Raw genomic sequence first — 12,489 nt, 5'->3', positions numbered from 1 at the left:
CAGCCGCCCCGCGATCCCCCGCACGCGTTGCCGGGCGGCTACCGTCCGCCGTCGTGAGCACCATGCTGCTGGACGCCGCGTCGCTGTACTTCCGGGCCTTCTACGGCGTGCCGACCAGTGTCACCACGCCGGACGGGCGGCCGATCAACGCCGTCCGCGGCTTCCTCGACATGACCGCCCGGCTGGTGACCACCCACGGCCCCGACCGGTTCGTGGCCTGCTGGGACGACGACTGGCGCCCGGCGTTCCGCGTCGAGGCGCTGCCGTCCTACAAGGCGCACCGGGTGGCCCCGGAGGGCGGCGAGGAGACCCCGGACGAGCTGGGGCCCCAGGTGCCGATCCTGATCGAGGTGCTCGCCGCGGCCGGGATCGCCCGCGTCGGTGCGCCGGGCTACGAGGCCGACGACGTCATCGGCACGCTGGCCACCCGCGCCCGCGGGCCGGTCGACGTCGTCACCGGTGACCGCGACCTGTTCCAACTGGTCGACGACGCCCGCGGCGTGCGGATCCTCTACACCGCCCGGGGCATCTCCGACCTGGAGTTCGTCGACGAGGCCGCCGTCGCCGCGAAGTACGGCATCCCGGGCCGCGCGTACGCCGACTTCGCGGTGCTGCGCGGCGACCCGAGCGACGGGCTGCCCGGCGTGGCGGGCGTCGGCGCCAAGACGGCCGCGGCGCTGATCAACGAGTTCGGCGACCTCGGCGGCATCCGGGCGGCCGTCGCGCGCACCGTCGTCCCGAAGCCGCCGCTGACCGCCGCGGTGCTGAAGAAGCTGCACGCGGCCACCGACTACCTCGACGCGGCGCCCGTGGTGGTCGCCGTCGCCACGGACATCGACATGCCCGCGGTCGAGGGCACCCTCCCCCGCTCCCCCGCCGAGCCCGACGCGCTCGCCATGCTGGCCGAGCGGCACGGCCTGCAGTCCTCGCTCAGCCGCCTGGGCGCGGCTCTGGGGTGGCCACAAGACGTCCTCGGCTGAGGCGGCTCGCTTCTCAGGCCACCGTCGCCTCGGGGGTCGCGCGGCGGCGGACGTCGGCCAGCACCGCGACGATCCCGTTCACCTGGTCGTCGTCGAAGAGTGCCTGCGGACCGTGCGGGGCGGCGTCGCTGAACGGCGACTCGAACAGGCGCCCCGGTTCCATGACGCCGTTCGAGGTGAGGTGCTCGACGATCAGCTGCACGAATCGGAGCTGGTTGGCGGTGAAGCCCGCGCCGCGGGAGAACTCGGCAAACGCCGCTTCCGCGGCCTGCCGGTCGAGTCCCACCAACGAGCGCACGAAGAGCCCCAGTCCCTCCGCCGCTTCGCGCGCCCGGTCCAGGTCTTCGCGGGTCCCGGCGCCGGACGCCAGCAGCATCTCCTCCAGCGCGACGAGGTCGGAGTCGGTGAGCTGGTGGTTGTTCCGGAGCCGCCGCAGCGCCAGGTGGTTCTCGTGCTGGCGGAGGTAGGCCCGTGCCTTCTCCCGGAAGCGCTCCAGGTTCGTGCCGGGGGTCAGGAAGGGCAGTTCGACGTCGGTCACCGGACCCGTCTCGTCGGCGAAGTCGGTGTAGACGACGGCGCGTCGTTCCCGTGGCACGAAGCGCACCAGACCGCGCACGCGCCGTCGCGCCGTCTCCAGCATCGGCAGCGTCACGTCGACCCACCACTCGTCGTCGTCCAGCAAGGCGAGCAGCTGCTCCGCGGCCTTGACCGACGGGATCGCCGTCTGCGACAGCAGCGCAGCCGCGATGTCCTGCGCCTGCGCGCGCATGCGCTCGAAGGTCGGTGCGTCGTCGTCCAAGCGGGCTAGCTGGCACCGCAGCAGGAGGAGGTCGAAGCGCTTGGCGCCCTCGTCGTCGCGGGCCCGTGACGAGGGCAGCCCGGCCAGGTGCCGGCCGATCTCTTCGGTTTTGGCCTGGTCCAGGCGTCGCCAGGCCGACCAGTCGGAGTAGGTCTCCACCTGTTGGCGGGCCGGGCGGACGAGCACGTTGTGCACGTTCATGCCGAGGACGATCTCGTGCATCGCCCAGGCCGCGTCCACGCGCAGGCCAGGCACGGTCTGCTCCCCCTCCCCCACCTCGGGAAGGTCGGCCTCGGGGCCGATCCGCGCGTCCAGCCCGGCGACGAGGCCGAGGCGAGCCTCGAACAGCCGCTGGGTCAACGACTTCTGCACCGACCCCCGGGTTCCGGGCAGGCCAGCGCTGAAGAACTCAAGGTTGCCGCAGACGTCGAGCACCAGGAACTCGGTCTTGGGGATGCCGGGCCCGTAGAGGTCGGGGCGCAACCGCGTTCCGCGGCCGATCATCTGCCAGAACTTGCTCGAGGAGCGCACCAGCTTGAAGAAGACGAGGTTGACGACCTCGGGGACGTCGACGCCTGTGTCGAGCATGTCGACGGAGATGGCGACGTGCGGTTCCTTCTCGGGCTGCGCGAACTGGTCGATCAGGTGGGTTGCCCGGGTCACTGCGTGGGTGATCACCGCCGCGAAGTCGCCGCCGTAGCCGGGGTACTGCGCGTCGAACCGCTGCTTGATGAACTCCGCGTGCGCCTGGTTCTTGGCGAAGACGATGGTCTTGCCCAGCCGGTCGCCACCGGCCACCTTGAGGCCGCGCTCGTGCAGGGTGGCGAGCACCTTGTCGACGGTATCGGAGTTGAACAGGAAGCGGTTGAGCTCCTCGGGGTCGACCGCGTCGGGGACGGTGCCGTCGTCGCTGCCCCAGTCGAGGGCGTCCCACGCGTCCTTCTCGTCCTCCGACAGGTCGGCGTACCGGATGCCGGAGCGCAGGAAGGCGGTCGGTGCCGACAGGGCCCGGGGCGGGACCAGGTACTTGTCCGCGATCGCCTCGTCGAGCGGGTAGGCGTCGGTGGGGACGCCGTCCTCGAGGTTGAACAGCGAGTAGGTGTTGCGGTCGATCTCGTCCTTGGGTGTGGCGGTGAGGCCTACGAGGAGCGCGTCGAACCAGCTAAACAGGGCCCGGTACTTCTGGTAGACCGACCGGTGTGCCTCGTCGATGACGACGAGGTCGAAGTGGCCGGGACCGAACAGTCGCCGTCCGCCGTCGGTGACGTTGACCAGGTTCAGCATCGTCGGGTAGGTCGAGACGAAGACCCGGCCGTCGGCGGACTTCTCCTCCAGCAGGTTCACGGTGACGACGTTGGGCAGGTGCTCGCGGAAGGCGTTGGCCGCCTGCTTGACCAGCACCTGCCGGTCGGCGAGGAAGAGCACGCGCTTGGCCCAGCCGGCGCGCACCAGCTGGTCGACCAGGGCGATCACCGTGCGGGTCTTGCCGGAGCCGGTGGCCATGACCAGCAGCGCGGCGCGCTGCCTGGCCGTGGACGCCTCGCCGACGGCGCGGATGGCCCGCTGCTGGTAGGGGCGCTCGACGATCGTGTCGCTGATCGGGGTATCGGCGAGCGGCTCCCGGGCCCTGCGCCGCTGCACCATCAAGGCGAGCTCGTCGGCGGTGCGGAAGCCCTGCACGCGGCGCGGCGGATAGCCTGCAACGTCGTCCCAGAGCCAGGTCTCGTAACCGTTGGTCCAGAAGATGACCGGTCGCTGGCTGTGCATCGTCTGCAGGGCGTCGGCGTAGAGCTTTGCCTGGTACTGCCCGGTGTTGGGATCGGTGCTAGTGCGCTTGGCCTCGACGACGGCGAGCGGCAGACCGTCGGCGCCCCAGAGGACGTAGTCGGCGCGCCCGTTGCCGGATCCGGTGGGCATCCCGGTGACCGGGTACTCACGGTCGCGCGCCTCGCTGAGCTGCCAGCCGGACTCCCGGAGCAGCTCGTCGATGAGCGCGGTGCGGGTGGTGGCCTCGTCGTAGTCGTGGGTGTCGGCGAGGGTGTGCTGCGCCTGCGCGGCGGCGATCTGCTGGAGCAGCTGCTCGATCTCGGCGGCCTGCGCAGCGGCGAGGTCGTCGCGCTCGCGCAGCTGACGGGCGTACTCCTCGTCCTGCTGCCGGAACTTCTCGGCCAGCTTCTGGACGTCGGCGTGGGTGAGCGGGGCGGCGCGCTGGGCTGCAGCAGGGTCGAACCGGGCGGCGACCGGCGTCTCCGCGGGGACGCGCGAGTACCGCTGCGCGGTCCACACCACGACGTGGAACAGCTCGCGGACGGCGTCCAGTGCGGCCTGCGGCGGGATCGGCCGCTGGTCGTGGACGGCGGTATTGCCGAGCTTGCGGATCAGCGTGAGCTTGTTCGTGATGCCCAGCGGGACGTTGCGGGCGAACGCGGAATCCGCGATGCGTGCGGCCAGGTCGTCGCGGTACGGCACGGGCAGCCGATCGACGGCGTAGATGTGACCGACCAGCTGCTCGACCGCCCGGCGGGCGTAGAAGCAGGCCGAACGCGGGTCAGTGGCGAGGTAGGACTCGGCGCGCACGCAGTCGGCGTGGACCGCCGGCCACTCGGCATGCAGGAATCCGAAGTTGCTCACTGCGCCTCCCCCGATCCCCGTCGGCCAGCGGCCGCGGACGTCGGTGCGTGGCCGAGTTGTCACTCTAGGAGATCTACGCCGACTGGGGCCCTGATCGCGGCGCCTCGCTCGCCCGGGAGGGCGAGACGACCCGGCTCGGAGAGCCGCTTCCACCCGGTAAGAACAGGGCGCTGAGCTGCGCTTTCGGGTTGCCGGGGGCAGTCCGTCGCGGTAAACTTCGAACGCACGTTCGAGACGGTGCGGCGGTCGGAAGGAGGGAATCATGGGCCTGGACGACGGCTTCGTCCCCTTCCCGGACGCCGAAACTTTCCGGCTCGGTGCCCCGGTGTCGGCTCCGCACGTGGCGGCCGGCCGGGAGGCGGCCTCGGCTCGGGGCACGGAGGCGCGGGCCGCCCGCGGCGCCGAGCGCGAAGCGGCCCGGCAGTCGTCGATGGAGCTGCCCGACGACGTCGCCGTAGTCCTCGCCGGCGCGCTCGGGCTGGCCGGTGCGGTCCCCGTCGACGGATCGCCTGCCGGCCAGGCGCCGGCGGTGCTGGCCCGGCTCCGCGGGCTGACCCGGCTGCAGAACGTCATCGAGACCGCTGTGGCCCAGACCGTTCGGGCCGCCGAGTCCGCCCAGGCCGCGGAGTTCGACGGGCACAAGACCATCAAGCAGTGGATGTCGGGGCACCTGAACGTCTCCACCGCCACGGCCGCCCGGCTGACGCGGGCCGGCCGAACATTGGAGCACCTGCCGCGGTGGGCCGAGGCCGCCCGTGCCGGGCGGGTGACCCCCGACCAGACCGCGGTCGTGGCCAAGGTCGCCACCCCGGCCCGGCTGGCCGCCGCGGCCGAGCTCGGCGTGGAAGTCCACGGAGAGGACGGCGTCGACGCGACGCTCCTTGCCTGCGCGACCGGCGATCATCCCGAGACGCTGCCTGCCGTGGTCGCGCGCATGCTGGACTGGATCGATCCCGACGGGCCCGAACCCGACCCCACTCGACGTCGGGAACTGCACCTCTCCCCCTCGGCCGGCGCCGAGGGTGGCGGGACCATCCACGGCCGCCTCGACGCCGCCGGCTACGAAAAGGTGGCGACCGCACTCACCGCCTACCAGCAGGCGGGCCGGGTGGCTGACGACGACCGCAGCCACGCTCAGCAGATGGCCGACGCCCTCGTCCAGCTGGCCGACAACGCGCTGGCCGCCGCCGACACCCCGATGCTGCGCAAGCACCACGCGCAGGTCGCGGCCACCGTCTCCGCGGAGGACCTGCTCGACCCGGACGTGATCGCGGGCGCCGCGCGCCTCGGGTCGGGCCAGCGGGTGTCCAACGTGGTGGCCCGCCAGCTGGCCTGCGACTCGATCATCACCCGGGTGCTCTTCGGCCCCGACGGCATGCCGCTGAACATCGGCCGATCGCAGCGCCTGGTGCCCGCCCACATCCGCAAGGCGTCCGACGCCCGCGACGGCGGCTGCATCTTCGCCGGCTGCTCGGCTCCTACCTGGTGGTGCGACGCCCATCATGTCCAGGAGTGGATTGCCGGCCACGGTGAGACATCGGTGACCAACACAGCGTTGCTCTGCGAACGCCACCACACCAAGGTCCACCACGGCTTCTCCATCGCCTGGGACCCGGTGGAGAAGCGCTGGCGCACCTACCGCGAGGACGGCACTGAAATCATCGTCGGCTATGCGCCCGGAGAGCCGATCCTCCGCGAGTAGCCGGGCGATTTAGAGCTGCCCCGAGAACGCCCGCGCCTGAAGCGACTTTGCAAGCTGACCAAAGCGACTAACACGCTCGGCCATGGCCTGCTTCTGCTCGGCGATTAGGCGCGCTTTCGCGACGAACGCCGCCTGCTCACTGAGCGGCGGAAGCGGCAGGGGCATCGACTTAATGATTCCCATGTTGAGGCCGTCCATCACCGCACCCTTAGTGTGCGAGCTCAGGTGCCGCCTGGATTCCGGATGCCACAGGAAGCAAGCCCGTAGGAACTCTGGGTGGATCGCTTGGCGGTCGACCGTGATGGCACAGAGGTGCTTCGTATTGATGGCCAACGGGATGTCGTCAGGAACGACGACGCAGCGCCCGCACGTGCCCATGATGGTGATCAGTACATCGCCCGGTGCCACCGTGTAGCGCTTCAGCTGCGCGTACTTGTCCGTTGAGACGTACCGCCGTTCCCGCCAGCCGAACTCGTTGCTCACCACGTTGTCGATCCCGAGGACGGCTACGCCCTCAGACGCGAACTCGGAATGCAAGAGTTGGCTTCCAAATGGGCCCGTCCTGATCGATCCCTTCTCTGGTGTCGCGACCGCTTCGACGGTCACCGAAACCGACGCAGCGCCAAACTGTGAGCGGAAGAGCGATTCGATCGTTCTATCCACAAGAGCAACGGCGTCCGCACATCGCCGATGCACAGCTTCGACCCGGTCCAGAACCTTCGCGATCCGCCGTTGTTCATCGATCGGCGGGAGCGGAACCTGGAGTCCTTGGAGAAATGGTGCTGGTACCCGCCGCTGGCCACCGCTCCCCGTCATCCTCCGCTCTCCCTCAATGCGGACTTGCTCTCGGCGAAGGAAGTGGAGGAGGTACCGAGCGTCGACGACCTCTGGGCGAGCGCGGATGACGTGAAACTCGGTGGAGCCGACGCCAACACGGTGATTGATCCGAGCCTGACCGATCTTGTTGTTCTGAAAGCACGGCGTGATCTTGGCAACGAGCACGTCACCATCGAGGAACGGCGTGTAGCCCTTGGACACCTCGCCGAAGGGGCGCTCCTCACCGACGTCGGTTGTGCCGTCAGTCCGCAGACCCGCCATCGGCAGGAACGAAACCGGTTCCTCCGAACCGAGCCGTCTAGGAAGCCGAGGATTTATTTCGGCGATCTCCCCCAGGGCAACCATGCTCACGCGAGCATGTCCCTGAGCTCGGCGAGGCCCTGCTGGATCTCCTTCTCCATCCGCCCCAGCTCCGCGATGATCTCCAGCGGGTCGCGGTGCTCGACGTCCTCGTGCACGACCTCCCGGTAACGGTTTAGCGAGAGGTCGTAGGCCTGGGCCACGATGTCGGCCTTCGGCACGCAGAAGCTCTGCTCCGTCCGCGCCCGCTGGAGCTCATCGCCGCTCCGCTGCGTCCAACGGGCGAGCACGTGGGGCAGGTCGTTGGCCTCGGTCGGCGTCCGCTTGTCGTCGAGCGTGAAGCCGTCGGCCCGCACGTCGTAGAACCACACGTCGTCCGTACCGCCGGAGTCGGTGCGGGTGAAGAACAGGATCGCCGTCGACACCCCGGCGTAGGGCCGGAACACCCCGCTCGGCAGCTTCACCACCGCATCCAGCTTCTGCTCCTCGACCAGCATGGTGCGCAGCCGCTTGTGCGCGATGGAGGAGCCGAACAGCACGCCGTCCGGAACGATCACCGCAGCCCGGCCGCCCGGCTGCAGCAGCCGGAGGGACAGAGCCAGGAACAGCAGCTCCGTCTTGCGGGTCTTGACCACCCGCTGCAGGTCCTTTGACACCGATTCGGCATCCAGGCTGCCCGCGAACGGCGGGTTGGCCAGCACCAGCGAGTACCGGCCCTCGTCACCCGAGGCACCCTCGGAGAGGGAGTCGCGGTAGCGGATGTCGGGCTGCTCCACGCCGTGCAGCAGCATGTTCATGCTGCCGATGCGCAGCATGGTCGAGTCGAAGTCATAGCCGTGGAACATGCCGTGGTGGAAGTGCCGCGACCGGGACGCGTCGTGCAGCAGGTCCGTGTGCTGGTTGCGCAGGTACTCCCCCGCCGCCACCAGAAAGCCGGCGGTGCCGCAGGCAGGGTCGCAGATGGTGTCGGTCGGCGTGGGCGCGGTCATCGCGACCATCAGCTCGATGATGTGCCGAGGCGTGCGGAACTGACCGTTGTGCCCGGAGGCGGCGATCTTCCCGAGCATGTACTCGTACAGGTCGCCGTTGGTATCGCGGTCGTCCATCGGCAGCTCGTCGATCATGTCGACCACCCGGGCCAGCAGCGTCGGCGTCGGGATGGTGAACCGGGCGTCGCGCATGTGGTGGGCGTAGGTGGAGTCGTCGCCGCCGAGCCGCTGCAGGAACGGGAAGACGCCCTGGGCGACCAGCGCGTGCATGACGCCGGCCTCCTCGTTCTTCAGGTGGCCCCACCGCAGGTTCTGCTCGTCCGGCCCGAAAACCGGGTTCTCGACCGGCTTCCCCGTCAGCCGTGCCTTGTTCTCGGCACGCTTGTGCAGGTCATCGAGGCGGCGGATGAAGAGCAGGTAGGTGATCTGCTCGATGACCTCCAGCGGGTTGGAGATGCCACCGGACCAGAACGCGTCCCACACCCGGTCGATCGTCGACTTGATCTGCCCCCGGAGAACCGTCACGCCCCGACCGTATCCCGGCCATCCTTGGGCTCCCGGGAACTGGCGGAGCGATGCCCGCCACGCTCGTCGAGCGCTACGTCACCTCTCGGTCAGGGCTCGGACCAGGTGTAGCGCGCACCCTCGGCATCGGTGATCTCGATGAGGAGGGCAACCTCCTCCTCGTCGGCCGTGACGCCGGTGCACTCGTAGGACGCGCCCTCCTCGACGGTCATCTCCTCGGCGCACTCGAGGTCGACCGCGACGCCCTCGCGTTGCTCGAACTGCTCGGCGACGTCCTGCTCGACGGCCGTGCGGTCGAGCACGGTCGGACCGCCGGTCGTGGCCAGCAGGAGGACCGCGACCAGGACGGCGGCGAGGAGCGCCAGCCCGAGGACGAGGCCGCGGCGGGACTTCCGGGCCGGCTGCGGGACGCCGTAACCGGGCATGCCGTGCCCGGGGACGCCGTACCCGGGCACGCCGTGCGGCGGGGGCGCTTGTTGCCACGGACCGGGCTGCGGCTGCCCGTACGGCGGCTGGCCGTACGGGGGCTGCCCGTACTGCGGCTGGCCCTGCTGGGGCTGGCCGTACTGGCCCTGGCCGTACTGGGGAGGTGCCGAGGGCGGCGGCCAGCCGGCGAACGGTGGCTGCCCGTAGGGCTGGGTCCCGCCGGGGGGTGCGTTCCACGGCTGCGGGGGTCGGCCGACGCCCTCGGGACGCTCGCCCCGAGGGTCGCCCTCGCGTGCGTCGTCCTGCGGCGGGTTGGTCATGGTCGCTCCCCGAGCCGTGCCGAACCCGGCCACCGGCCGGGCGCGACGAATTCTGCCGCACCGGACCACCCGGCCGGGGTCGGCGACGCGCTGGTCAGCCGCCGACCGCCACCGCCACCACGCCCCGGCGGACCCGGTCGACCGCCGCGCGTGCCGTGCGGGCCACCGTGTCGTCGGCGACCTTGGCCAGCTGGTCCAGCAGATCGATCAGCTGGCGGGTCCAGCGCACGAAGTCGCCGCCGGAGAGCTCCGTGCCGGCCTGCTCGGCGCCCGCGAGCACCCGGTCCAGGCTCTGGCCGTCGGCCCACCGGTAGGCGGCCCAGGCGAACCCCAGGTCCAGGTCCCGGCTGGCGGGGACCCCGTGGTCGAGCTCGACGTCCTGCAGCCGGGAGCGGATCCCCCGCATGACACCGATGGCCGCCGCCACCTTGCCGGCGGGGACGGCGGGCAGGCTCGGCGTGTCCCGCCGCGCCTCGAACACCAGCGTGGAGACGGCGGCCGCCAGCTCGGCGGGGTCCAGCCCGCGCCAGGCGCCCGCCCGCAGGCACTCGGCCACCAGCAGGTCGGACTCCGACCAGATGCGGGACAGCCGCCGGCCGTCGTCGGTCACCACCGGGGCGTCGTCCGCGGCGCCGACCACCTCCGTGTCCGCCGGCACCAGCGGGACCACCTCCGGAACCAGGTAGCCGAGCTCCTCCAGGACGTCGCAGGTGCGGTCGAACTGGCGGGTCAGGGAGCCGGTGCGGTCGGCCATCTTCCGCTGCAGGGCGTCCGCCTCGTGCACCGCGCGCAGCCAGCGCTCGGCCACCCGGACCCGCTCCTCGCGGTCGGGCAGCTGGTGCACCGGGTGGTTGCGCATCGCCGCGCGGAGGTCGGCGAGCACCGGGTCGTCGGCGGCCGCCGAGCGGTTCTTGACCCGGCGGGCCCCCAGGTCGTTCTCGACGCGGGCGTTGCGCAGCGTGGAGGCCAGGTCCCGGCGGGCGTGCGGGCTGCGGTGGTTGAAGTTCTTGGGCACCTTCACCCGTGCCAGCGCCGACACCGGTCCCGGGAAGTCCACCGAGCCCAGCCGGCCGGCCCACTTGTCCTCCGTCAGCACGAGCGGGCGCGGGTCGGCGAGGTCGGTGATGCCCGGGTCGAGGACGACGGCGAGCCCCTGCCGTCGGCCGGTCGGCACCCGGATCACGTCGCCCGGCCGCAGCGCGGCCAGCGCGTCGGCGGCCTCCAGCCGGCGCTTGGCCTGCGAGTCACGGGAGAGCTCCTTCTCCCGCTCGGAGATCTCGCGGCGCAGCTGCGCGTACGCGCCGACGTCGCCCCGGTCGGACCGCATCTCGGCCGCGAACCGCTCGGCGTCCTGCTCGTGCCGCGCCGCCGCCCGGGCCAGGCCGACGACGGAACGGTCGGCCTGGAACTGGGCGAACGAGCTGGCCAGCAGCTCCCGGGCCCGGGCCCGGCCGAAGGAGCCCACCAGGTTGACCGCCATGTTGTAGCTCGGCCGGAAGGAGGACCTGAGCGGGTAGGTGCGGGTGCTGGCCAGCCCTGCCACCACCGACGGGTCCATCCCCGGGGCCCAGACGACGACGGCGTGCCCCTCGACGTCGATCCCGCGCCGCCCCGCCCGGCCGGTGAGCTGGGTGTACTCCCCCGGCGTCACGTCGACGTGCGCCTCGCCGTTCCACTTGACCAGCCGCTCGAGGACGACGGTCCGCGCCGGCATGTTGATGCCCAGGGCGAGGGTCTCGGTGGCGAACACGGCCTTGACCAGGCCGCGGACGAAGCACTCCTCGACGGTCTCCTTGAACGCCGGCACCAGGCCGGCGTGATGGGCGGCCAGCCCGGCCAGCAGCCCCTCGCGCCACTCCCAGAAGCCGAGGACGTGCAGGTCCTCCTCCGGCAACGAGCCGGTCCGCTCGTCGATGATGGCGGCGATCTCGGCGCGCTCGGCCTCGTCGGTGAGCCGCAGCCCCGACAGCAGGCACTGGTGCACCGCGGCGTCGCAGCCGTTGCGGCTGAACACGAAGGTGATCGCCGGCAGCAGCCCGGCACCGTCCAGCCGCTCGATGACGTCCGAGCGCGCCGGCGGCCGGTGGCGCGGCCGGTGGCCGGAGTCCCGGCGTCGGTCGCCACCCCAGCCCTCGATCCGCCGCTCGTGCTCGCGGACGTAGCGCACCAGTTCCGGGTCGACGACGGAGGCGCCGCGTTCCCGGGTGGAGAGCGGGCGGGGGCTCTCGCCGCGCTCGGCGGCGTGCGCGGCCGGGCGGAGGGAGAACATGTCGAAGACGCGGTTGCCGACGAGCATGTGCTGCCACAGCGGGATCGGCCGGACCTCGCTGACCACGACCTTCGTGTGGCCGCGGACGGTGACCAGCCAGTCGCCGAACTCCTCGGCGTTGCTGACCGTGGCCGACAGCGAGACCAGCGTGACCGACTCCGGCAGGTGGATGATCACCTCTTCCCAGACCGCACCCCGGAAGCGGTCGGCGAGGTAGTGCACCTCGTCCATGACCACGTAGCCGAGGCCGTTGATGGCCGGCGACTCGGCGTAGAGCATGTTGCGCAGCACCTCGGTGGTCATCACGACCACGGGGGCGTCGCCGTTGATGGCGTTGTCGCCGGTGAGCAGCCCGACCCGGTCGGCGCCGTGGCGCTCGACGAGATCGTTGTACTTCTGGTTCGACAGCGCCTTGATCGGCGTCGTGTAGAACGCCTTGCGCCCCTCGGCGAGAGCCTTGTGCACGGCGAACTCGCCCACCACGGTCTTGCCGGCGCCGGTCGGCGCGCAGACCAGCACGCCGGAGCCCTCCTCCAGCGCCTCGCAGGCCTCCACCTGGAACGGGTCCAGGGAGAAGCCGAGCTCGGCGGTGAAGTCGGCCAGCGTGGGGTGGGAGGTCCGCCGCCGGGCAGCTGCGTACCGCTCAGCGGGGCTGGACATGGCCTCCACGTTAGGCGCTGCGAGCGCCGCCGACCGGGCGGGGAGGCGAGG

Annotated in this window: 7 protein-coding genes; 2 read left to right on the top strand and 5 right to left on the bottom strand. The window is 71.3% G+C overall.

Features of this window, described 5'->3' with window-relative positions; translation table 11 throughout:
• Positions 1 to 62 precede the first annotated feature (62 nt).
• Entirely contained in the window at positions 63 to 980 is a 918-nt protein-coding gene (locus GCU60_RS08350) for a 5'-3' exonuclease (protein ID WP_163204282.1), read from the top strand.
• Positions 981 to 993: 13 nt separating this feature from the next.
• Here the strand turns inward: GCU60_RS08350 and GCU60_RS08345 are convergent, their stop codons facing one another.
• A complete protein-coding gene (locus GCU60_RS08345; RefSeq protein WP_163204123.1) occupies positions 994 to 4,410 on the bottom strand; it encodes a DEAD/DEAH box helicase family protein in 3,417 nt (1,138 codons plus the stop codon).
• A 262-nt stretch (positions 4,411 to 4,672) separates the two neighbouring features.
• Here GCU60_RS08345 and GCU60_RS08340 point away from each other — a divergent pair, with 262 nt between their 5' ends.
• On the top strand, positions 4,673 to 6,112 hold the full coding sequence (locus tag GCU60_RS08340) for an HNH endonuclease signature motif containing protein (protein ID WP_163204121.1): 1,440 nt from the start codon (positions 4,673 to 4,675) through the stop codon (positions 6,110 to 6,112).
• Positions 6,113 to 6,121: 9 nt separating this feature from the next.
• Here GCU60_RS08340 and GCU60_RS08335 read toward each other — a convergent pair whose 3' ends face one another.
• From GCU60_RS08335 to GCU60_RS08320, 4 genes are all read right to left on the bottom strand, one after another.
• Positions 6,122 to 7,294: a restriction endonuclease subunit S gene (locus GCU60_RS08335; RefSeq protein ID WP_239520746.1), complete on the bottom strand. Its 1,173-nt coding sequence runs from the start codon at positions 7,292 to 7,294 to the stop codon at positions 6,122 to 6,124.
• A 2-nt stretch (positions 7,295 to 7,296) separates the two neighbouring features.
• On the bottom strand, positions 7,297 to 8,763 hold the full coding sequence (locus tag GCU60_RS08330; protein ID WP_345770481.1) for a type I restriction-modification system subunit M: 1,467 nt from the start codon (positions 8,761 to 8,763) through the stop codon (positions 7,297 to 7,299).
• An 89-nt stretch (positions 8,764 to 8,852) separates the two neighbouring features.
• Positions 8,853 to 9,509 carry a DUF4333 domain-containing protein gene (locus GCU60_RS08325; protein WP_163204119.1) on the bottom strand — a complete coding sequence of 219 codons (657 nt, stop codon included), beginning with the start codon at positions 9,507 to 9,509 and terminating at the stop codon, positions 8,853 to 8,855.
• Positions 9,510 to 9,603: 94 nt separating this feature from the next.
• Complete coding sequence (locus GCU60_RS08320) at positions 9,604 to 12,438, bottom strand: DEAD/DEAH box helicase (RefSeq protein ID WP_163204117.1); 2,835 nt, start codon at positions 12,436 to 12,438, stop codon at positions 9,604 to 9,606.
• Positions 12,439 to 12,489 lie beyond the last annotated feature (51 nt).

The organism is Blastococcus saxobsidens (genome assembly GCF_010682065.1).
In the GTDB taxonomy this organism is placed as follows: Bacteria; Actinomycetota; Actinomycetes; order Mycobacteriales; family Geodermatophilaceae; genus Blastococcus; species Blastococcus saxobsidens_B.
The sequence above is the reverse complement of the archived record's forward strand: the minus strand, read 5'-3'. Positions and strand labels throughout refer to the sequence as shown.